This is a genomic window from Sphingomonas sp. Tas61C01 (genome assembly GCF_052567495.1).
In genome coordinates this window covers 2,557,354-2,579,613 of the sequence record NZ_CP199583.1, presented here as the reverse complement: position 1 = coordinate 2,579,613, position 22,260 = coordinate 2,557,354, and the positions used below count along the sequence as shown (strand labels likewise).

At 68.7% G+C, this 22,260-nt stretch carries 19 protein-coding genes and 1 tRNA gene; 14 read left to right on the top strand and 6 right to left on the bottom strand.

Annotated features, from left to right (window positions below; all coding sequences use genetic code 11):
• Window positions 1-18: 18 nt before the first annotated feature.
• Entirely contained in the window at window positions 19-1,446 is a 1,428-nt protein-coding gene (tldD, locus tag ACT009_RS12070; protein ID WP_445191322.1) for a metalloprotease TldD, read from the bottom strand.
• A 19-nt stretch (window positions 1,447-1,465) separates the two neighbouring features.
• Complete coding sequence (locus ACT009_RS12065) at window positions 1,466-1,699, bottom strand: zinc-finger domain-containing protein (protein WP_445191321.1); 234 nt, start codon at window positions 1,697-1,699, stop codon at window positions 1,466-1,468.
• Between the two features lie 99 nt (window positions 1,700-1,798).
• Here ACT009_RS12065 and ACT009_RS12060 point away from each other — a divergent pair, with 99 nt between their 5' ends.
• The 5 genes from ACT009_RS12060 to ACT009_RS12040 all read left to right on the top strand — a co-directional run bounded on the left by ACT009_RS12060 (window position 1,799) and on the right by ACT009_RS12040 (window position 7,092).
• Window positions 1,799-2,722: an ABC transporter ATP-binding protein gene (locus ACT009_RS12060; RefSeq protein WP_445191320.1), complete on the top strand. Its 924-nt coding sequence runs from the start codon at window positions 1,799-1,801 to the stop codon at window positions 2,720-2,722.
• A gap of 10 nt (window positions 2,723-2,732) precedes the next feature.
• The gene (gene nadB / locus ACT009_RS12055) at window positions 2,733-4,307 is read left to right on the top strand and encodes an L-aspartate oxidase (protein WP_445194080.1); all 1,575 of its coding nucleotides are present in this window, start codon (window positions 2,733-2,735) and stop codon (window positions 4,305-4,307) included.
• Between the two features lie 130 nt (window positions 4,308-4,437).
• Entirely contained in the window at window positions 4,438-5,565 is a 1,128-nt protein-coding gene (locus ACT009_RS12050) for a serine hydrolase (protein WP_445191319.1), read from the top strand.
• Window positions 5,566-5,611: 46 nt separating this feature from the next.
• Window positions 5,612-6,193, top strand: a complete 582-nt coding sequence (locus tag ACT009_RS12045; RefSeq protein ID WP_445191318.1) for an NADPH-dependent FMN reductase — start codon at window positions 5,612-5,614, stop codon at window positions 6,191-6,193.
• Between the two features lie 122 nt (window positions 6,194-6,315).
• Window positions 6,316-7,092 carry an SDR family NAD(P)-dependent oxidoreductase gene (locus ACT009_RS12040; RefSeq protein ID WP_445191317.1) on the top strand — a complete coding sequence of 259 codons (777 nt, stop codon included), beginning with the start codon at window positions 6,316-6,318 and terminating at the stop codon, window positions 7,090-7,092.
• A gap of 36 nt (window positions 7,093-7,128) precedes the next feature.
• Here ACT009_RS12040 and ACT009_RS12035 read toward each other — a convergent pair whose 3' ends face one another.
• Window positions 7,129-7,716 carry a DUF4142 domain-containing protein gene (locus ACT009_RS12035; RefSeq protein WP_445191316.1) on the bottom strand — a complete coding sequence of 196 codons (588 nt, stop codon included), beginning with the start codon at window positions 7,714-7,716 and terminating at the stop codon, window positions 7,129-7,131.
• A 136-nt stretch (window positions 7,717-7,852) separates the two neighbouring features.
• On the opposite strand from ACT009_RS12035, the gene ACT009_RS12030 reads away from it, so the two are divergent.
• From ACT009_RS12030 to ACT009_RS12010, 5 genes are all read left to right on the top strand, one after another.
• Window positions 7,853-8,260, top strand: a complete 408-nt coding sequence (locus tag ACT009_RS12030) for a DUF3597 family protein (protein WP_445191315.1) — start codon at window positions 7,853-7,855, stop codon at window positions 8,258-8,260.
• 95 nt (window positions 8,261-8,355) lie between these two features.
• On the top strand, window positions 8,356-8,709 hold the full coding sequence (locus ACT009_RS12025; protein WP_445191314.1) for an L-rhamnose mutarotase: 354 nt from the start codon (window positions 8,356-8,358) through the stop codon (window positions 8,707-8,709).
• Window positions 8,706-9,722 carry an aldo/keto reductase gene (locus tag ACT009_RS12020; RefSeq protein ID WP_445191313.1) on the top strand — a complete coding sequence of 339 codons (1,017 nt, stop codon included), beginning with the start codon at window positions 8,706-8,708 and terminating at the stop codon, window positions 9,720-9,722. Before ACT009_RS12025 ends, ACT009_RS12020 begins: the two co-directional genes overlap by 4 nt.
• Window positions 9,723-9,744: 22 nt before the next feature.
• On the top strand, window positions 9,745-10,476 hold the full coding sequence (locus ACT009_RS12015; protein ID WP_445191312.1) for an SDR family oxidoreductase: 732 nt from the start codon (window positions 9,745-9,747) through the stop codon (window positions 10,474-10,476).
• Between the two features lie 105 nt (window positions 10,477-10,581).
• The gene (locus ACT009_RS12010) at window positions 10,582-11,466 is read left to right on the top strand and encodes a glycosyltransferase family 8 protein (protein WP_445191311.1); all 885 of its coding nucleotides are present in this window, start codon (window positions 10,582-10,584) and stop codon (window positions 11,464-11,466) included.
• 45 nt (window positions 11,467-11,511) lie between these two features.
• Here the strand turns inward: ACT009_RS12010 and ACT009_RS12005 are convergent.
• Window positions 11,512-11,586: transfer RNA gene (locus tag ACT009_RS12005), tRNA-Thr, on the bottom strand.
• Window positions 11,587-11,665: 79 nt separating this feature from the next.
• Here ACT009_RS12005 and ACT009_RS12000 point away from each other — a divergent pair.
• On the top strand, window positions 11,666-11,797 hold the full coding sequence (locus ACT009_RS12000) for a hypothetical protein (RefSeq protein WP_445191310.1): 132 nt from the start codon (window positions 11,666-11,668) through the stop codon (window positions 11,795-11,797).
• Here the strand turns inward: ACT009_RS12000 and ACT009_RS11995 are convergent.
• Entirely contained in the window at window positions 11,794-13,596 is a 1,803-nt protein-coding gene (locus ACT009_RS11995) for an aminopeptidase P family protein (protein WP_445191309.1), read from the bottom strand. The two genes, ACT009_RS12000 and ACT009_RS11995, sit on opposite strands and share 4 nt — an antisense overlap.
• A 646-nt stretch (window positions 13,597-14,242) precedes the next feature.
• Between ACT009_RS11995 and ACT009_RS11990 the strand changes: the two genes are divergently transcribed.
• From ACT009_RS11990 to ACT009_RS11980, 3 genes are read left to right on the top strand one after another with little or no spacing between them, the layout of a single operon-like run.
• Window positions 14,243-16,327, top strand: coding sequence for a S9 family peptidase (locus ACT009_RS11990; protein WP_445191308.1), 2,085 nt, complete (start codon window positions 14,243-14,245; stop codon window positions 16,325-16,327).
• Window positions 16,303-16,893 (top strand): DedA family protein, encoded by a 591-nt coding sequence (locus tag ACT009_RS11985; RefSeq protein WP_445191307.1) that lies wholly within the window; start codon window positions 16,303-16,305, stop codon window positions 16,891-16,893. Before ACT009_RS11990 ends, ACT009_RS11985 begins: the two co-directional genes overlap by 25 nt.
• Window positions 16,890-17,297 (top strand): acyl-CoA thioesterase, encoded by a 408-nt coding sequence (locus ACT009_RS11980; RefSeq protein WP_445191306.1) that lies wholly within the window; start codon window positions 16,890-16,892, stop codon window positions 17,295-17,297. Before ACT009_RS11985 ends, ACT009_RS11980 begins: the two co-directional genes overlap by 4 nt.
• Window positions 17,298-17,346: 49 nt before the next feature.
• Here ACT009_RS11980 and ACT009_RS11975 read toward each other — a convergent pair whose 3' ends face one another.
• Entirely contained in the window at window positions 17,347-22,245 is a 4,899-nt protein-coding gene (locus ACT009_RS11975) for a hypothetical protein (protein ID WP_445191305.1), read from the bottom strand.
• Window positions 22,246-22,260: the final 15 nt, after the last annotated feature.

The following is a 22,260-nucleotide window of genomic DNA, read 5'->3' as shown; positions in this document are numbered from 1 at the left end:
CAAGGACCAGCCCGCCGCTCACACCGCCGTCCCGCCGACCGTGAGCCCACCCACCAGCAACGTCGGCTGACCGACGCCGGCTGGGACGCTCTGCCCGCCCTTGCCGCAGACGCCGATGCCCTCGTCAAGCGCGAAATCATTGCCGATGCCGAGCACCTTGGTGAGCACGGTCGGGCCGTCGCCGATCAGCGTCGCGCCCTTGATCGGGGCGCCGATGCGACCATCCTCGACCAGATAGGCCTCGGTGCAGGAGAAGACGAACTTGCCCGAAACGATGTCGACCTGGCCGCCGCCGAAGCTCTTGGCGAAGATCCCGCGCTTGACGCGGCCGAGCAGCTCGCCGGGATCGTCGTTACCGCCCTTCATGAAGGTGTTGGTCATCCGCGGCATCGGCGCGTGCGCGAAGCTTTCGCGGCGACCGTTGCCGGTCGGCGCGACCCCCATCAACCGTGCATTGAGACGGTCCTGCATATAGCCCTTCAAGATGCCGTCCTCGATCAGGATCGTCTCCCCCGTCGGCGTGCCCTCGTCGTCGATGCTGAGCGAGCCGCGGCGATCCTGGATCGATCCGTCGTCGACGACGGTGACGCCCGCCGCCGCGACGCGTTCACCGATCCGGCCGGAGAAGGCGCTGGTGCCCTTTCGGTTGAAGTCGCCTTCGAGGCCGTGACCAATCGCCTCGTGGAGCACGATGCCGGGCCAGCCCGGCCCGAGGAGCACCGTCATCTCGCCCGCCGGCGCGGCGACCGAATCGAGGTTGATCAGCGCCTGCGCCAGCGCCTCGTCGATTGCGCGGTTCCACGATGCGGGCTCGAACAGCTTGTCGTAGAGATAGCGCCCGCCCATCCCGAAGGTGCCGGTCTCGCGCCGGCCATTCTGTTCAACCACGATCTGGACGTTGAGGCGGACCAACGGGCGGACATCGGTCGCGACGAAGCCGTCGGCGCGGACGATCTCGACCACGCCCCAGGTGCCCGACAGCCCGACCGAGACCTGCGCGACGCGCGGATCGCGCGCGCGCGCGGCGGCGTCGATCGTCTGGCAGAGATTTACCTTATCGGCGAACGGCACCAGATCGAGCGGGTCGGCGGCGGTGTAGAGATGGCGGTTGGTGCCCTGCGGGGCGATCGCCTTCGCGCCCTTGCCGGGTTCGATCAGCGTCATCGTCTCCGCGGCGCGCTTGATCGCGGCTTCGCTCAGTTCGTTGGCGTGCGCGAAGGCGGTCATCTCGCCCGACACCGCGCGCAGGCCGAAGCCGGCATTGGTGTCGTAGCTCGCGGTCTTCAGCCGGCCGTCGTCGAACCCGAAGGCTTCCGACTTCTTGTACTGCAGGTACAGCTCGCCGTCGTCGGCGGCGTTCAGCGCCGCGGCGGTCAGCGCCTGCGCCGCCTCCGGCGTGAGCTGGTCGCGGTACAGGAACGAGCGGGGATCGGCGGCTGCTGTCATGCCTGCAGATATAGGCGGCTCAGCGCCCTGCGCCATCCCCATGATCGCGCAAGCCAGACTGGTCCGCCCCATCCGCGGCGCCGCCGATCAGGATGAAACGCCGGTCGCAATAGCCGCAATCGACATAGCCGGTCTCGTCGATCTGCAGCCATACCCGCGGGTGGCCGAGCGCGGCACCGCCGGGAATGTCGGTCGCGCCGTCGCAGGCGACACGGGGCTGCGACACGCGGCTGGTTTCGGGGGGCGGAATCATCGGCGCGCGATAGCAAGTGCGCGAAGGAGCCGCAATCGCTCCGCACCGGGCAGCGGAGGAATTGGTTGCGCGATCCTTCGATGGGCGTATCCCGCGGCGATGACCGAAGCAGCAATTTCGATCCGACAACTGAGCAAGACCTATGCCGGCGGCAAGCGCGCCCTGGATGACGTGACCTTCGACGTGCCGCGCGGCCAGATCTTCGGGCTGCTCGGGCCCAACGGCGCCGGCAAGTCCACCCTGATCAACATCCTCGCCGGGCTCGTCAACAAGAGCGCGGGCAGCGCCTCGATCTGGGGCTTCGACATCGATGCGCACCCCCGCAACGCGAAGGCATCGATCGGGATCGTCAACCAGGAGATCCTGTTCGATCCGTTCTTCACCCCGGTCGAGACGCTCAATATCCAAGCGGGGCTGTACGGGGTGCCGAAGGCGGAGCGTCGCTCGCTCGAGCTGCTGCGCGCGGTGCATCTGGAGGACAAGGCCAACGCCTATGCGCGGACCCTGTCGGGAGGGATGAAGCGGCGGCTGATGGTCGCGAAGGCGATGGTGCATTCCCCGCCGGTGCTGGTGCTCGACGAACCGACCGCGGGCGTCGACATCGAGCTTCGCCAGCAGCTCTGGGCGTACGTCCGCGAGCTCAACGCGCAAGGGGTGACGGTGGTGCTGACCACCCATTATCTCGAGGAGGCCGAGCAATTGTGCGATCGGATCGCGATCATCAACAATGGCCGGCTGATCGCCAACGAACCGACCCGGGAGCTGGTCGGGCGCGCGCGCGAGAAGGTGGTGGCGGTGACTGTGGATCGCGATCTGGCAGCGGCACCGCAGGCGGCGTGCTTCGAAAAGATCGTGCTGCGGAGCGAACGGGTGCTCGAGATCACCTATCACAAGGACCGGGTGAATGCGGGCGAGGTGCTGGCAGCGGTCACGCGCGACGGGCTCGGCATCGTCGACGTCTCGACCCGCGAGCCCGATCTCGAGGACGTGTTCCTGAGCCTGACCCGCGCCGCCAATGGCTGAGCCCGGCGCGATGCAGACCGACGTCCTGATCGTCGGGTCGGGCGCTGCGGGGCTGACCGCGGCGCTGAACCTCGCCGACCGGTTCCGAGTCACGGTGCTCGCCAAGGGCGCGCTGAACGACGGATCGACCAGCTGGGCGCAGGGCGGGATCGCCGCGGTGCTCGAACCCGGGGACACCTTCGACAACCATGTCGAGGACACGATGATCGCGGGCGCGGGGCTCAACGACCGCGAGATCGTGGAGTTCGTCGTGGAGGGCGCGCCTGCGGCGATCACGCGACTGACCGAGCTGGGCGTGCCGTTCGCGATGGACGGCGAGGTCCTTCATCTGACCCGCGAGGGCGGCCATTCGCATCGCCGCATCGTCCACGTCGCCGACGCCACCGGTTGGGCGGTGCAGGACGCGTTGCAGAAGGCCGCGGAAGCGCACCCCAACATCACCCTGGTGCCCGATCAGGTCGCGATCGACCTGGTCACGGGGCGCCACGAGGAACGCTATTCGGGCGCGGGCCGGGTATGGGGCGTCTACGCGGTCGATCGTGTCAGCGGTCACGTCAACCTCTACACCGCGCACGCGACGATCCTCGCGACCGGCGGTGCGGGGAGGACCTATCTCTTCTCCACCGCGCCGCGCGGCGCGACCGGGGACGGGATCGCGATGGCGTGGCGCGCGGGCGCGCGGGTCGCGAACATGGAATTCATGCAGTTCCACCCGACCTGCCTGTACAATCTGGAGGTCAAGAACTTCCTGATCACCGAGGCGGTCCGCGGCGAGGGTGGGCAGTTGAAGAACCCCAACACCGGCCACCGGTTCATGCCCGATTTGGATCCAAGGGCCGAATTGGCGCCGCGCGACGTGGTGGCCCGCGCGATCGATGCCGAGATCAAGCGCTACGGGCTCGACTACGTCCATCTCGACATCAGCCATATGCCCGCCGACTTCGTCCGCGGCCATTTCCCCAACATCCACGAGAAGCTGCTCGGGCTCGGTATCGACATGACGACGCAGCCGATCCCGGTGGTGCCCGCACAGCATTATACCTGCGGCGGCGTCGTCATCGATCGCGACGGCCGCACCGACCTTCCCGGTCTCTATGCCGCGGGCGAATGCACCGAATCCGGGCTGCACGGCGCCAACCGGCTCGCGTCCAATTCGCTGCTCGAATGCTTCGTGTTCGGCGAGGCCGCCGCCAGGAGCATCGCCGCCAATTGGGACACGCTGCCCGCGGTGCCCGCGATCCGTGCATGGGACGAGAGCCGAGTCACGGACTCCGACGAGGAGGTGGTGATCAAGCAGAACTGGACCGAGATCCGCCGCTTCATGTGGAACTATGTCGGCATCGTCCGCACCACCAAGCGGCTCGAACGCGCGCAGAACCGGATCAAGCTGCTGTCGAGCGAGGTCGACGATTATTACGGGCATTTCCGCGTGACGCCCGACCTGATCGAACTGCGCAACCTGATCCAGACCGCCGAGCTGATCGTCCGCTCCGCGCTCCACCGGCACGAGAGCCGAGGACTGCACTTCACGCTGGACTATCCCGGATTGGCGGCCGAGGCGGTCGATACGATCCTGATCCCGTAAAACCACTTCGGCGCACCGCGGACGCACTTCGCCGCAGCGGCGTAAATAACGGGTTTCGTTCATCGAATCCGCGGATAAGGATCGTCACCGGTTGACGGGGCGTTGTTCGATCATGATTTCACCGGGTCCATTGGGCCATCTTTCCCTCATCGCGGTTCTGGCGAGCGGCCTGCCGGGATGCGGTTCGACGTCGCGGCCGGGGTCCTATGCGGGCGCGCCGATCCCGAGCGTTCCGGTTGCCGCTGTGTCGATCGCGGTGCCTGCGGTCGCGCCGCGTACCGTCCACCCCGCCCCGCCCCAGCTGAGCGCGACGATCGCCACCCTCGCGCGCAATTTCCAGGGCAAGTTCGGGATCGCGATCCGCGCGGTCGACGAGAACTGGACGGTACAGGCCAGTGCCCGCCAGCGACTGCCGCAGCAGTCGGTCAGCAAGCTGTGGGTTGCGCTGACGCTGCTCGACCTGCGCGATCAGGGCAAGATCCGGCTCGACCAGCCCGTGCTCGTCCGCACGCAGGACCTGACGCTGTTCCACCAGCCGATCGCCTATCTGGTGAAGGGCGAAGGCTACCGGACCACGGTTGGCGACCTGCTCAGCCGCGCGCTGACGCATAGCGACAACACCGCCAACGACCGGCTGCTGAACGTCGTCGGCGGCCCCGCTGCGGTGAAATCGATGATCGAGCGCAAGCAGCTCGGCGATATCCGCTTCGGCCCCGGCGAACGACTGTTGCAGGCGAAGACCGCGGGCCTGACCTGGAACCAGAGCTATGCCAGCGCCGGCGGTTTCGAGGCGGCGCGGTCGCGGCTGTCGCCCGAGGCGCGCACCGCTGCGCTCGACGCCTACGTCGCCGATCCCCCCGACGGCGCCGCGCCGATCGCGATCGCCGACGCGCTGGCACGGCTCGCGCGGGGCGAGATACTGTCGGAGACGTCGACGCGGATCCTGCTCGACACGATGGGTGCGTCGGTGACCGGGCGGGCGCGGCTGCGCGCGGCCTTGCCGGCTGGCTGGCGGATCGCGCACAAGACCGGGACCGGGCAGGATCTCGGCGGGCGCAATGCCGGCTTCAACGATGTCGGGCTGCTCACCGCGCCGGATGGCCGCCGCTATGCGCTGGCGGTGATGATCGGCGACACCAGGCGCCCGATCCGCGAGCGCCAGCAGCTGATCCAGGCGGTGGCGGCGGCGGTCGCGACCTATGCCGAATCGAACCGCGGTACCGCGGGCGCGCCCTCGCCGGTCACCGGCACACCCTGATCCGCGACTGCTGGCGTCGGCGTGACGGGCACGCTATCGCGCTGCCATGATCGTTTCGACCGCCCACCTTCCGCTCGTCGTCGGCATCGGCGGCACCATCGGCGGCATCTCGTCGACCGAGCGAGCGCTGCGCATCGCGCTCGATGCTGCGGAGCGTGAAGGTTTCCAGACGCGAATGTTCGGCGGGGCCGACATGGCGCGGCTGCCGCTCTACGACCCCAAGAATAGCGAGCGCAACGAACACGAGCGCGCCTTCGTCGAGGCGATCCGCGCGGCATCGGCGGTGATCATCGCCAGCCCTGGCTATCACGGCAGCATCTCGGGCGTGGTCAAAAACGCGCTCGACCTGCTGGAGGATACCGCGAGGGACGATCGCCCGTATCTGGCGGACATGCCGGTGGGCCTGATCGCGACCGCCTATGGCTGGCAGGCGACCGGATCGACGATCGCGGCGCTGCGATCGATCGTCCACGCGCTGCGGGGCTGGCCTACCCCGTTCGCGGCGGCGATCAACACCCAGGTGACCAAGTTCGACGAGGAAGGCGGGGCGAGCGACCCCGCGGTGGTCGAGCAGCTGTCGCTGATCGGCCGCCAGGTCGCGCGGTTCGCACCGCTTGCGACCAACTGACCGGACGGGCGTTAGTTCTCGGACGACTACCGACCCCGTCATCCCAGCCGGCGCGAGGACGACGGAGCGTCGAGGTAGCGGGTGTGGCTCCACACTCGACTTACGAGGAAAGGCAACAGAGCATGACGACGACGAATTGGGCCAGCGGCAGGATCGCCCTGGTGACGGGGGCGACGTCGGGCTTCGGCGCGTCGGTGGCGCGGCAGGTACATGCCGGCGGCGGGCGGGTGATCGCGGTGGGCAGGCGCGAGGACCGGCTGGCGGCGTTGGCCGAGGAGCTCGGCGACGATCGGCTGTTGCCCCTGCGGCTCGACCTCACCGATCTCGACGCGATTGCGCCGACGATCGCCGGGCTGCCCGCCGACTTCGCGGCAGTCGACACGCTGTTCAACAATGCCGGCCTCGCGCTCGGCATGGCGAGCGCGCAGACCGCGAACATCGCGCAATGGCGTCGGATGATCGCCACCAACGTGTCGGCGGTGACCGAGCTCGTCCATGCGGTGTTGCCGGGAATGGTGGAACGCGGGCGCGGCGACATCGTCAACATGGCCTCCGTCGCGGCGAACTACCCCTATCCGGGCGGCAACATCTATGGCGCGACGAAGGCGTTCGTTCGCCAATTCTCGCTGAACCTGCGCGCCGATGTGGTCGGCACCGGGGTGCGCGTGACCTCGATCGAGCCGGGGATGTGCGACACCGAATTCTCGATCGTCCGCTTCGACGGCGACCAGGCAGCCGCGGACAAGGTCTATGCGGGGATGAAGCCGCTATCGGCCGACGACGTCGCCGACACGGTGATCTGGATCCTTCGCCAGCCGCGCCACGTCAACGTCAACAGTATCGAGATCATGCCGATGCAACAGGCGTTCGGAGCCTTCGCGGTATCGCGCGACGGCTGATGCGGCGCCCGACGTCGGCCGGGCGCCGCGATCGGCTTATTTCAGACCCTTGGCCATGTTGAGATGTGCCGTCACGGTCGGGATCAGCCCGGTCGCTATCTCCTTGAACTTCGGCTCCTCGCCATTGGCGGCATAGGCCTTCAGCTTGTCGAGCGTCGCCTGGTGCGCCGCGGTCTGGTTGGTCGCGTAGGTGGTGTCGAACGCTGCGCCGTCGACTGCCTTCAACGAATCGAGCATCGCCTGCTGATCGGGTGCGAGCGTCGGATCGGGGGTGATCGCGGGCGACAGCGTCGCGGCGGTCGCCTTCAGCTTCGCGGTCGATTTGGTGTGGGCGGCGATCATCTGCGCCGCGAACGCCTTCACCTTGGCGGAACTCGCCTTCGTCGCGGCGAGCTTCGACGATTCGATCTCGAACGCGTCGCTGGCGGCGGCGGCGTTGGCGAAGCCCTGCGCGCTGGTCGCCGACGGGGCAGCAGCCATCGCGGTATCGTTGGTCATCATCGTATCGTTGGTCGTGGCGGTAGTGTCGACCGTGTTGGTCGTCGTCGTCGCCTTGGGGCCGCAGGCCGCGAGCACGAGGCCGAGCGACAGGGTCGTTGCCTGAAAGATCTTGGTTCGAGTCATGACGGTCCGTCTCCTGTTGACCGGCCGATAACGTGCCGTCCGCGCTGCGCGTTCCACGACGGCCGCGGACCCTTCACCCGATGCCGGCGTTAGAGGCGAGCGCGGGGACGATCGCGCGATCATCAGGAGCAGGCGCATGGGTATCTTCGGCAACATCATGGACAAGATCTTCCATCACCCGAAGGCACAGTCGGCCCCGGCCGCTCCGGCCGCCTCTCCGGCGCCGGCAGGCGCGCCAGCGGCGACAGCACCCGCCGCGGCGCCGGCGCCTGGCGCAGCACCGACGCAGGTCGATGTCGGCGGCGTGCTGACCGAAATGGCGGCGATGAAAAACGGTGGCGGCAATTACCAGACGTCGATCGTCGACCTGTTGAAGCTGCTCGATCTCGATTCGAGCCTCGCCGCCCGCAAGGAGCTCGCCGAGGAACTGGGTGTCCATGCAGGTGCCGACGGCACCCCCGAGCAGAATGTCGCGCTCCACAAGGAGGTGATGGCAAAGCTCGCCGAGAATGGCGGCGTGGTACCGGACAGTCTGCGCAACTGACGTCGTCGTTGCACCGGCGAACGGCGGTTTCATAGATACACGTTGTAGGTATCCGGTGGTCGCGTTACGATCGGCGCGTCCACGGGAGCCGTGTCATGAGCCGTCGTCTTTGTTTCATGCTCGATCTGGTCGACGATGCAGCGCTGATCGCCGACTATGAAGCACGTCACGCGGCCGGCACCGGGCGTCGCGAGGTGATCGACGACATCGTCGCGACCGGCTTCATCGACATGGAGATCTGGCGAACCGGCAATCGCTGCGTGATGGTCGCGGAAGTTGCCGACGATTTCCCGAGACCGCGCGGCCCCGAGGCGCAGGCGGCGGTCGATCGCTGGGAAGCGGAGATGTGGCGCTACCAGCAGCCGCTGCCGCATGCCGCAGACGGCGAGAAATGGGTCGAGATGACGCGCATCTTCGCGCTGGACGAACAAGTCGCGACGCGGGGATGACGATCGCGACGCGGCCGTTCGGCCGGACTGATCTGACCGTCACGGAGCTGGGCTTCGGTGCCGCGGGACTCGGCAACCTCTACGCGCCGGTCGCCGACGACGCTGCACGTGCCACGATCGACGCAGCGCTGGCAGCGGGGATCGGCTATGTCGATACCGCGCCGTTCTACGGCTTCGGACTCAGCGAGCGCCGGGTCGGCGATGCGATCCGCCACAGCGGCGCGCTGGTCTCGACCAAGGTCGGACGACTGCTCGCGCCCGACCCGGCGATCGTCGACGACCGCGACCGCGACGGCTTCCGCTCGGCGATGCCGTTCGCGCCGGTGTTCGCCTATGACCACGCCTCGATCATGCGATCGTGGGAGGCGAGCCTGCAGCGGCTCGGCGTGGCGCGGATCGACATCCTCTATGTCCACGATATCGGGCGGCTGACGCATGGCGACGATCATGATCGGACGTTCGGGCAACTCGTCGCCGGCGGCGGACTGCGCGCGCTGGAGGAACTACGCGACGGCGGGGCGATCGGTGGCTTCGGGATCGGGGTCAACGAGATCGACATCTGCCTCGACGTCATGGCCGAGGCGCGGCTCGACGCGATCCTGCTCGCCGGACGCTACACCTTGCTCGAACAACTGGCGCTGGATCGGCTGATGCCGGCTTGCGCCGCCGCGGGCACCTCGGTCGTCGTCGGCGGGCCATACAACAGCGGCATCCTCGCGACCGGCACCAGGGGCGCGGTGCCGTATTATGATTACGCCCCCGCGCCCGACGCGGTGATCGCGCGGGTGGCGGCGATCGAGGCGGTCGCCGATCGCTTCGCGGTGCCGCTCGCCGCGGCGGCGTTGCAGTTCCCGCTCGCCCACCCCGTCGTTGTCAGCGTGATCCCCGGCGTCGCCGATCCGGCACGGGTCGCCGACACGATCGGGCTTTACCGGACGGCGATCCCCCACGACTTCTGGGCTGCCCTGAAGGCCGAGGGATTGCTGCGGGACGACGCGCCGGTGCCCGGCTGACCATCTCGAGGAGACGCCATCGATGCCCGGAAGACTACAAGGCCGCACCGCGCTGGTGACCGCCGCCGGCCAGGGGATCGGCCGGGCCAGCGCGCTGCTGTTCGCCGCGGAGGGCGCAACGGTCTGGGCGGTCGACATCGACGACGCGGCACTGGCGACGCTGGAGGGATGCCGCACCCGGCGGGTTGACATGCTCGACGGCGACGCGATCGCCGCCTGTGCCGCCGCAGTTGGCGAGATCGACATCCTGTTCAACTGCGCGGGTTGTGTCGCGAGCGGGACGATCCTCGACTGCGACGAGCGCGACTGGGCGCGATCGTTCGACCTCAACGTCACCGCAATGTACCGCATGACCCGCGCGCTGCTGCCCGGCATGCTCGCCCGCGGCGACGGCGTCATCGTCAACATGGCATCGGTCGCGAGTTCGGTGACGGGCGTGCCGAACCGCTTCGCCTATGGCGCGAGCAAGGCCGCGGTGATCGGGATGACCAAGGCGATCGCGGCGGATTTCGCGGGCAAGGGCATCCGCTGCAACGCGATCTGCCCGGGCACCGTCGACACCCCTTCGCTCCACGCGCGCCTCGCCGCGACCGGCGATCACGACGCGGCCTGGGACGCGTTCACCGCCCGCCAGCCGATGGGCCGCGTCGGCAAGGCCGAGGAGATCGCCGCGCTGGCGCTCTACCTTGCATCGAGCGAATCGGGGTTCACCACCGGCCAGGCGCATGTGATCGACGGCGGCTGGACGACCTGAGCGGATCGATCGATACAGAGTGCTTCGTTACCGATCGCCGGGGCGGACGACGCTTGACCGGGTCCCGGGCGGTCTGCAAGCTCGCCGGAAAAACAGGTGACTTCTATGACGACGGCGAACCCCATCATCCATATCGTGCTCGCAGGCGACGGCCGCAGCGCGGAGGGGATCGCGGTCGCCGCACACGCCGCGATCCGATGTGCCGACCGTCCCGTGTTCGTCACAGTCATCGAAGACGGCATTCGAGCGCAGACGCAAAAGCGGATGATCGATGCCTGGCGCCCGCTGCCGAACTTCGCGGGCGCGACCTTCGCGCCGCTGAAGAGCCTGCCCCTGCCGTTCCCGTCGTCGTGGAGCCATGGCCGCTGGCCATTGAGTTCGTGCTCCCGGTTCCAGGTGGCCGCCGTCCTGCCGAAGGAGGCGAAGCGGTGCATCTACCTCGATTACGACACCGTCACCGGCGCCAATCTCGGCGAGTTGATCGACCTCGACATGCAAGGCTCGCCGATCGGCATGGTGCCGAACTTCCGGATGAGCGACGAGGTGCGATCCTATGTCGCGACGCTCGGCATCGAGCCCGATCGCTACTGCAACGCCGGCGTCCTGCTGATCGACGTCGACACATGGCGGCGAGACAACATCGCGGCACAGCTGATCGATCATGGCAAGGCGATGCCGCCGTCGATCTGGTTCTTCGACCAAGACATGCTCAACAGCTTCTTCCGCGACAGCTGCCTGATCATGGACGAACGCTGGAACATGCGCGACGCCGCCGCGCCGGCGACGGGCAACATCCTGCACTTCGCGGGCGGCCGCAAACCATGGCAGATCATCCGCGACGAGGCTTTGACCGGCGAGCGCGCCTGGATCGACGAGCGCGCCACCTTCGACTTCGTGCCGCAGAAGGTAACGGGGTTGGACAAGCTGTCGTTCAAGCTGACCGGCCTGCGCGCCAAGGCACAACGCGTGCTGATGCGTGCGTTTTCCTAGTCGAGCCGGCCTCCTCGAGAGGGCCGCTCCGGTCCGTCGGGAAAATGGTGCTGCCGGTGAGGATTGAACTCACGACCTCAGCCTTACCAAGGATGCGCTCTACCACTGAGCTACGGCAGCACTTCCGCCTTGCGGGCGGAAGGGGGCCTAGAGACGAGGTGGGGCGGATTGTCAAGGATCGCGCGTGGGGTTTAGGACGATGAACATGACGGGCAAGGACGAACGGGCCGAGCGGCTTGCGGCCGCGCTTCGGGAAAATCTGCGGCGGCGCAAGGCGCAGGCGCGGGGGCGGCCCGAGTTGCCGGCCACGCCTGCCGTCGACGAGGATTAGGGGAGCGGGGCGCATTTCGCGACCAGCCAGGTCCGGTCTTCGTCGTGCAGTTGCGGGCCGATCACCTCGACGACCCTGGCGTGATAGGCGTCCAGCCAGGCGCGTTCGGCGGGAGTGAGGAGCGCGGGGTCGATCAGGGTGCGGTCGATCGGGGCGAAGGTCAGCGTTTCGAAGGCGAGCATCGCGCGGTCGGGGTCGCCGCCGGGGATATGGCGCGGCTCGATCAGCACGAGATTCTCGATGCGGATGCCGTAGTCGCCCGCCTTGTAATAGCCGGGTTCGTTCGAGAGCATCATGCCGGCACGGAGCGGTTCCAGCGCCGCGCCGCCGGGATAGTTGGGCTGAGCGATCCGCTGCGGGCCTTCGTGGACCGACAGATAGGCGCCGACGCCGTGGCCGGTGCCATGGCCGTAATCGAGGCCGGCTTCCCAGAGCGGGCGGCGGGCGAAGGCGTCGATCTGACCGCCGACGGTGCCGTCGGGGAATACCGCGGTGGCGATCGCGATATGGCCCTTCAGCACGCGGGTGAAGCGATCGCGCATCTCCGCGGTCGGATCGCCGATCGGCACGACGCGGGTGACGTCGGTGGTGCCGTCGGCATATTGCCCGCCCGAATCGACCAGATAGAGCTGGCCGGGCAGGATCGGTGCGTTCGATTCATCGGTGACACGGTAATGCGGGCTGGCCCCGTGCGCACCGGTCGCCGAGATCGTCGCGAAGCTGCTGTCGAGCAACAGGCCGGTCGCTTCGCGGAACGCGAGCAGCTGGGCGGCGGCGGAAAGTTCGGTCTGCCCACCCTTGGGGCATTCGATTTCCACCCAGCGCAGGAAGCGGGTCAGCGCGGCACCGTCGCGTGCCGAGGCGGCGCGGTGGCCGGCGATCTCCGCGGGGTTCTTGATCGCCTTGGCGAGGACGACGGGATCGCGCAGCGCGAGCACGGTGGCGCCGCCATGTTCGAGCGCGTCGAAGATCGCGGCCACCGCGCGTTCGGGATCGGCGACGACGCGGCGACCGGCGAAGGTCGCCAGGGTCGCGGCGAAATCGTTGCGCGGCCGGATCCGCACCGCATTGCCGAGATGCTGGCGGACCGCCTCGTCGATCTTCTCCTCGGCGACGAACAGGTCGGTCTCGCCGTTCGCGTGGACGATCGCATAGGCGAGCGCGACCGGGGTGTTCTCGACGTCGCCGCCGCGAATGTTGAGGGTCCAGGCGATCGAATCGAGCGCGGAGAGGATCACCGCATCGGCGCCCTTGCCGGTAAGCCAATCACCGATGTCGGCACGCTTGCCGGCCGACGAGGCGCCGGCAACGTCGTTGCCGTGGACGAGGAGGCGGGCGTCGGACGGCGCCGGACGATCGTGCCAGATCGCGTCGATCGGATTGGCGGCGACCGCGACCAGCGTCGCGCCCTTGTCAGCCAGCGCCGCTGCGGTGTCGGCGACCCAGCCGCGGGGGTGGAGCCAAGGGTCGTAGCCGATCCGCGCGCCTGCCGCCGCATGATCGGCGAGCCATAGAGCGGGATCGGTGTCGGGCACCTGGACATAGGCCCAGTCGTCGGCGGAGACCTGTTCGCGGACCTGGAGCGTGTAGCGCCCGTCGGTGAAGATCGCGGCGGTATCGGCGAGGACCGCCGCGGTGCCCGCCGAACCCTGGAACCCGGTGAGCCAGGCGAGGCGCTGCGCATAGCTGCCGACATATTCGGACATGTGTTCGTCGGTCAGGGGAACGACGAAGCCGTCGAGCCCGGCCGAGGCGAGATGGGCGCGGAGGGCGGCGAGACGGGCGGGGTACGGGGACATCGATGGTTCTTTCGGAGGCGCGAATGTTGAATAAGTTGAAGGTTGGTTGCGTGGTTCGGCGAATGAAAAGTCACAAGAGTCGCACCCTATGCGTGCGTGAGGGTGGATAGGTTGCGTGTCGTGGGCGGCGCATGAGGGTGGCAGGGTTGGTGCGTGTAGGAAAGGCCTTCGGGGTCGGGGAATGCTCACCTTTGTGCTCCCGCAGAGACGGTATCCCTGCAGCACCCTTCCCGTCACCCCAGACCTGATCCGGGGTCCCGCCGAGCCGCAGAAGCACAGGCCGTTGTGATCACTGCAAAAGCGGGACCCCGGATCAGGTCCGGGGTGACGAAGATGGGGTGGGTCGCTGCGTCTTCGGCCGTGCTCCCGCGAAGGCGGGAGCCCAGTACTGGGTCCCCGCCTTCGCGGGGACACATGGGTGGCGAACGGCGCCTTATCCTCCCCGGCGGAGGCCGGGGCCCAGGCAGGAGGCGATTGTGGGGGCGAACGGCGCTTCATTATTGCCGCCTTCCACCTGGGCCCCGGCCTTCGCCGGGGTGGTAACGTAGGGTTGCGAGCGCTGGTGAGTAGGTAGCGTGATGTGTTTCGCCCTTCTTGCCTTCGACATGGTCCGGCGCTCGGCTATGGGGCGGCGATGACTCATTCGATGCCACCTGTCGCCGCGCAGCGGCCCCACAGCTTCACCCTGCACGGCACCACCATCGAGGATCCGTGGGCGTGGCTGAAGGACCCGTCCTATCCCGAGGTCACCGACGCGGACGTGCTCGCGTATCTTGAGGAAGAGAACGCGTATTTCGAGGCGGCGATGGCGCCGCACACGCCGCTGATCGACCGGCTGTACGAAGAGATGAAGGCGCGCATCAAGGAGGACGAATCCTCGGTGCCGCAGAAGGACGGCGACTGGCTGTACTGGACCGCGTTCGAGACCGGGGGGCAGTATCGCAAATGGTGGCGCAAGCCGATGTCGGGGGGCGCGGACGAGCTGTTGCTCGACGAGCCGGCACTGGCGGAGGGGCATGAGTATTTCCGGCTGGGCGCGATCACGATCAGCGACGACGGCCGGATCATGGCCTATTCGACCGACGACAGCGGATCGGAGCGCTACACGATCCGCTTCAAGAGCCTGACGGGCGCGGAGGATCTCTCCGAGGTGATCGCGGGCGCCTCCGGGAAATGGGGCGAGACGTCGATCGAGGGGACGATCGGGAACATCGTGTTCACCCGCGACGGCACCGGCATCCTGTACGGCGTGACCGACGATCAGTGGCGGACGCGGACGATCCGCTTCCACCGGCTGGGCAGCGATCCGGCGACCGACGTGCAGCTCTATTACGAGGAAGACGCCAGCTTTTCGGTCGGGGTCGAGCAGAGCGGCGACCGGCGCTGGATCGCGCTTGTGACGAGCAGCCACGACACCAGCGAGGTCCGGCTCTACCCCGCCGACGATCCGTTCGCCGAGCCGATCCTGGTCGCACCGCGCAAGGAGGGCCGCGAATACGACGTCGAGATGCACGACGACACGCTGTTCATCCACACCAACGACGTCGATCCGATGTGGCGGCTGTGCACCGCCAGCCTGGCGGCGCCGGACGAGTGGCACGAGCTGATCGGGTCCAGCCCCGATTTCTACATGACCGGGGTCGAATGCTATCGCGACTTCTTCGTGGTCGAGGGGCGCGAGGACGGGCTCGATCAGATCGCGATCCACCGCTACGCGACGCCGACCGAGGGGGTGCGGATCCCGTTCCCCGAGGCGAGCTACGATGCCGGGCTGGGCGACAATCCCGAATACGACCAGCAGGTGCTGCGGCTCGGCTATGAATCGATGGTCACGCCGGGGACGGTGTACGACTATGACGTGGCGAGCGGCGCGCTCACCGAGCTGAAGGTGCAGGAGATCCCGTCGGGCTACGATGCGGGCAAGTACCGGACCGAGCGGCTGAAGATCGCGGCGCGCGACGGGACCGAGGTGCCGGTGTCGATCGTCTACCCGCACGACTTCGAGCGCGACGGGTCGCAGCCCTTGTTCCTCTACGCCTATGGTGCCTATGGCTATGCGATCCCGCCGGGCTTCTCGACCGGGCGGCTGAGCCTGCTCGACCGCGGCTTCGCCTATGCGATCGCACATATCCGCGGCGGCGACGATCTGGGCCAGCAATGGTATCTGGACGGCAAGCTGGAAAAGCGCGCCAACACCTTCAACGACTTCGTCGACGTCGCGCGCGGGCTGATCGCGGGCGGCTGGACCAGCGAGGGGCGGATCGCGATCGCGGGGCGGTCGGCAGGCGGCGAGCTGATGGGGGCGGTGGTCAATTCCGATCCCGACTTGTGGGGCGCGGTGATCGCGGACGTGCCGTTCGTCGACGTGCTCAACACGATGCTCGACGCGGACCTGCCGCTGACGCCGGGGGAATGGCCCGAATGGGGCAATCCGATCGAGGACGCGGCGGCGTTCGCGCTGATCCGGTCGTACAGCCCGTACGACAATGTCCGCGCACAGGCCTATCCGCCGATGTTCATCTCGGGCGGGCTCAACGATCCGCGGGTGACCTATTGGGAACCCGCGAAATGGGCGGCCAAGCTGCGCCACGTGAAGACCGACGACAATCTGCTGCTGCTGAAGACCAACATGGGCGCCGGCCACGGCGGCAAATCGGGACGGTTCGAGAGCCTGCGCGAGGCGGCCGAGGAGCATGCGTTCGTGCTGTGGCAAATGGGGGTCGAAGGCTGAGCATCGAGGCGCTCATCGCCCGATACGGGCTGGCCGCGGTGTTCCTGGGCGCGGGCGTCGAGGGCGAGACGATGGTGCTCGCGGGCGGGTTGTTCGCGCATGAGGGCATGCTGTCGCTGCCGGGCACGATGATCGCGGCCGCGGTGGGATCGTTCATGGCGGACCAGGCGCTGTTCGCGGCGGGGCGGCGGTTCCGCGGGCATCGCTGGGTGGTGCGGGCGCAGGCCAAGCCGGCGTTCGCCAAGGCGTTGCAGACGCTGGAGCGGTATCCGACCGGGTTCATCTTCGCGTTCCGGTTCCTCTACGGGTTGCGGACGGTGAGCCCGGTGGCGATCGGGACGAGCCATGTGCCGTTCCGCACCTTCGTCGCGATCAACGCGGTGGCGGCGGTGACGTGGAGCGTGCTGTTCACCAGCCTGGGCTATGTGTTCGGGACCGGTATCGCCGAGCTGTTCGGGCGCTATCGGCCGCATGGCCGGCAGTGGCTGTGGGTGGTGCTGGCGGCGACGGTGCTGGGGCTGGCGTTCGGCGGGTTCCGGTGGTGGCGGCGGCGGAGGATCCGATGAACGGGCGCTTCACGCGGACGATCACCGCGGCGGCGGCGGACATCGACGAGCTCGGCCACGTCAACAATGCGGTGTGGGTGCGGTGGATCCAGGACATGGCCACCGCGCATTGGGACGCGGTGGCGCCGGCTGCGCACCGTGCGGCCTACGTGTGGGTCGTGACCCGGCACGAGATCGACTATCGCGGCAACGTCGTGGCGGGCGAGACGGTGACCGCGGAGACCTGGGTCGACACCCCGCCCCAGGGCGCGCGGTTCGACCGCAAGGTGCGGTTCCTGGGCGCCGCCGACGGGAAGGTGAAGGTCGAGGCGGTGACGACCTGGGCGCTGATCGACCGCGCGACGGGGCGGCTGTTGCGGATTCGGCCGGAAGTAGCCGCGCCGTTTCTGGGTGACGTGGGGTAGCGCTCGCTTGTGCTCCCGACTGCATTCCTCCCCTTGCAGGGGGAGGATTTCAGCGCCGCCCGAATACCGCCCGTGCCGCGTCGCCCAGGGTGTGCTGGTCGACCTTCATGCGCATCGTCACGTAGGGGCCCTTGCGGGTGTAGCGGTCGTCTTCGAAATCGCGGTCCCGGTATCCGGAGACGTTGTAGCCCGCGGTGATCCAGATATTGCCGGCGGGCGAGACGCCGACCGAGGGACCGCCGCTCCACGACCAGATGCCGCGATCCCAGGCGTGCTGGACCGAGCCGGCGATGCCGATGTCGACGCGGCGGCCGAGATCGCGGCGCAGGTCGAAGCCGGTGACGTCGATGAACCCGTCGAAGCGTTCGTCCGCGAACCGGCCACGAACATATTTGCTGCCGTGGTAGACGCTGGCTTCGGTGCGGTGCGGGGCGCCCTCGTCGCCGGTGCGATAGTTGATCGCGAGGTTGTTGATCACGCGGGTGGTGACCTGCTGGCCGTCCGCGATGGTGCCGACGCCGAGCGGGTTGCCGTCGGTATAGCCGCGATCGGCACGCTCCTGCCGGTATTCGAGGCGTTCGAGCACCGACCAGTCGCTGTCGATCGGACGCCAGGCGAGCGCGATATCGGCCGCCGCGAAGCTCGCGACATGGCCGGCGGCGTCCTCGATCCGGTAGACCCGCAGGCCCGAGGCGATCGTGCGCCCCTCGCCCAGCGTGCGCAGGATGTTGCTGGTGATGCCGATCCGGTCCTGCGCGTGGCCGTCGCGATATTCGAGGCGGCCGTTCCAGGTCCAGCGCGCCTCGCGGTAGGCGGCACCGAGCGTCGCGGCGGCGTAGTCGCCATTGGTCTGGTCGCTGCCGAGGAAGCCGCCCGAAGCCACCGGCTGGAAGGCGTTGACGACCGCGCCCGGCGCGATGCCGCCGCGGACGGTGTCGCTGGCGTCCAGGGTCGCGTCGATCGTCCAATGCTTGCCGATCGGGAGCGACTGGCTGAGGCCGTATTGCGCATAGGTGCGCGCGGCGTTCTCGCCGATCGCCTGCTGGTTGAGCGTGCTCATCAGCTTGGCGCCGGCCCAGGGCGCGACGTCGAAGCCGAGCTGCGCGGTATCGGCGGCGTAATCCTTGCCGTCGGCGATCTCGTAGCCGCCGAGCAGGCGGATGCCGGGGCGTACCCGCCACGCGGCGGTGATCTGGTGGCGTACCGGGAAGTCGACCGACGCCTTATCGCCGCCGGGGGCGACCTGGGTCTGCGCGGTGAGCGAAAGCGTGCCGCCGAACAGCGTCTTGCTGCCGCCGATCGTGATCAGCCTTGAATCGCGATCGCCGCCGTCCAGGCCGCGATCGGCGACCATCTGCGCGCCGAGGAAGACGGTGCCGCCGGGAGTGCGATAGTCGAGCCGCGCGTCGACGGCGCTGCGGCGGCCGGCGCCGTCGAGCTGGTCCTGATACCAGGCGGTGGCGGAAAGACTTAGGCGATCGGTGATCGCGGCGCGCGCGTCGAAGCCGATCTTGCGGGTGCCCGCCTCGACCAGATTCTGCTGGCCGAGCCCGTAGCCCGAGTCCTGCTGGCGGGCATAGGCGAGGACGTCGATGCCGCCGCCGTGATGCTCGATCTCGGCGAGGAAGGCGCGACCGTGGCGCAAGCCCGCACGGCCGCCGCCGGCGACTTCGGCGCGCAGGATGGTGGCGGCGCCGAGGCGCGCCTTCAGGTCGGCGGCGGCGAGGGTGGCGGCGCCCGCGGCCTCGTCGCGGATCACGCTGGCACCGACCTCGATCGCGCCGGCGGTGGCAACGACGCGTGCGGCGGCGGCGAGCTTTTCGCTGCGGCCGCCCTCGACCTCGTAATCGGCGACGATGAAGACCGGATTGAGCGCGGCGTCGCGGGTGAGGACCGGTTCGCGGAAGCGGATCGTGCCTGCCAGCGTGTCGATGTCGTAGTCGATGTGGCGGGTCAGCGCGGTCGACGAGACGATGCGTTCGGCGCGGAAGCGATCGCGGACCTCGATGCGCAGCTTGTCGCTGTTGGGGACGATGCCGCGTGCCGACAGCCGGTACGGGCCGGACAGGCCGTTGCCCTGGATCTCGTCGCGCGAATAGAGCGTGCGGGTCTTGGCCGCAAAGCCGCCGACGCGGAGATGATCGCCCTCGTACGCCGCCTTCACGCCGTTCAGCGTGCGGCTGTAGCGCGCGAGCTGGGTGTCGGTGAAGCCGGTCTCGAAATCGCCGAACAGCGCATAGGCGTCGCGGCGTTCGAGGCGCAGGTAGAGCTTGCGATAGGTAGCGGCGTCGTAGCCCTGCTGGGTGCCGTCGCCATAGACGGTGTAGTAGCGATCGGGATCGATCGTGCCGAGCAGCCCGCGATCGGCGTCGTAGTGGCGATCGCTGTCATAGGCGATCGTCAGCAGCCAGGAGCCCTTTACCCGCCCCTTGGCATAGACCGCGAGCTGGCCGTCGGTGACGACCTTGCCGCGCTGCGCCACCGGAAGCGCGCTGCTGTGGCGGCGCAGCGTGTCGTAACCGACGGTGCCCGCGCCGAAGCCGACCACGACCCATTGCTTGGCGGCGGCGGCGAGCCAGGTGCGGATCCTGGTGGTGCGGACCTGACGATCGTCGGCCAGACCGACGACCGCCTGTACCGCGCCCGCCTGGGTGGTGGGCTGCAGCGCGAGCAGCGCGTAGCCGTCGTCGCCGATCACCCGCGCGGTGCCCGCAGTCGCGCTCGGCTGGCGGGCATAGGCGGCATCGTCGTCGCGTGCGGCGGCATAGGGCTGGTCGACCGCAAAGGTGATCGGCGTGCCGGCGCGAACCGGGCGACCGGCGGCATCGGTGACGCGGACCGCGATCAGCGGGCGCAGCACGCCGTCGGCGACGAGGCGGCTATGCGCCGCGTCGAAGGCGGCATGGACCGGCGCGCCGGCATAGTGGACGGTGCGATCGAGCGTGGTCACCACCGTACCGTCGTCGCCGACGATCCGCGCCTGCAGCCGGTTGTCGCCCGCGACCAGCGGCAGGCCGGTCCATTTCGACACCGCGACCGGACCGCCGGGGGTGAAATCGGTGCCGTCGAAGGCGAGCACGTCGGTGGCGCGGCCGTTGACGGTCAGGGCAACGCGCTGGCCGGGCAGATGTTTGACGACGACGCGCAGCACCGGCGCACGCGGGTTGTGATCGGCGGCGGGGAACACCCAGTCGACGCCGGGAGTCTGGCCTGCCAGCCAGTCGCGATTGCCCGCGGCGGTGGCGTCGTCGACCACCGACACGGTCGCATCGTCACGCGGTGCCGCCACCACGGGGCCGTCGCGAAGCTGGAAGTCGACGCGCTTGACGATGCCGCCCACGCCTTCGACAAAGCGCGAGATCGCGCTGCCGGCCTGGCGGGTGTCGCGGTCGCAGGCGACCGGCTGCTGGCCGGGCGCCAGCGTGGTGGTGTCGAGCTGGACGACGTGACGCCCGGCGCGGATCCCCTCCAGATGGTAGAGGCCGTCGCGGTCGGTGACGACGAAGGTGCCGTCTTCGAGCAGGATGCGGACCCCGGCGACACCCTTGCGCCGGGCCGAGGGCTGGCCGCAATCGCCCTGCGAGACGCGGCCGATCACGGTCATCGCGTCGGTGAACAGCAAGGGCCGCAGCCGGACCGAGGCGGCGGCGTCGTTCGACGAGCTGGCGCCGCCGATCAGCCGGACGCGGTTGAGCGCTTCGCCCGCGGGGGCGCCGGGGCTGACCGAGACGATGTAGCGAACTTCGGCGCTGGCACCGGGATCGAGCGCGGGGATGAGAAAATCGAGATCGCGCCCGTCGCTGGTGACGGTCGCCTCCGCCGCACCGCGGGTCGATCCGGATTCATAGCGGAGGCCGGGCGGCAGCGTGTCGAACAGATGCAGGTCGCGCGCCGCGGTGGTGCCGCGGTTGGTGAGCTGGAGCCGGTACTGGATGAAATCGCCCGGCGAAGCATCGCGCACCGACGCGGTCTTGGTGAGCAGCAGCGAGGTGTTCGGATGCCGATCGAGCGGGATGTCCGAAAAGAACGGCTCGACGCCGGCGAGCACCAGCGGGCCGCCATAGCTGGCGTCGTTGACGATGAAGGGCTGGCCGCGCGGGTCCTTCAGCAGTGCGATCGTCTCGCGCGGGACGATCGAGGGCGCGGTGTAGTCGGCGGGGGGCACGATCACCAGATGATAGGTGCCGGGCGCCGCGAGCGGAAAGCGGTAGCGGCCGCGCTGCGCGGGGTAGACCCGCCCGCTGGCGTCGGTGACCGACCGCCCGCTGATCATCGTCGAGGGGTAGCGGCTGACGCCGTCGTCGCCGAACACCACCGCAGGATTGCCCGCGGCGTCGACCATCGACACCGTGGCGCCGTCGATCAGCGCCGCGGTGGTCGAGTCGAACACATAGCCCGCGGGATCGATCAGCGTCGCATAGCTGGAGGCGAGGCTCCACGGATCCTCGCGGAAGCTGATCCGGAGGCCCGAGCCGCGGTGCAGCGTCAAGTCGCACTCGGCGAGTTCGGGGTGGCTGCCGCTTTGGGGCACGCCGCCGGCGAAGATCCCGGTATCGACCCCGGTTTCCCGCAGCGCGATGGTGCTGTGGACGGGACCGGCATCGACATCGATGTTCGCGGATTCGCGCACCGCGGGGTCGCGGTTGCTGCCCGGCGCGTCGAGGACCATGATCAGCGGCTGATCGATGTCGAGCGTGGCGAGCGGCGCCGCCGCGGCGAGCTGCGCGGCGCTGATCGGCGCCGGCGTGAAGGCGAGCGGATCCTTGCTGCAGGCCATGCCGTCCAGCACCATGCCGGGCGGCAGCAGGCGGAAATGGAGCGAGGTGGGTCGCTTCGTCACCGCGACGTCGAGGGCGACCGAATTGGACGGCAGCACGCGATCGGCGCCGCCGCTGCGATAGACCAGGGTCGCGGTGTTTTCGATACGCGTCTGCGCCTGGACAGCCACGCAGCTGCCCAGCCC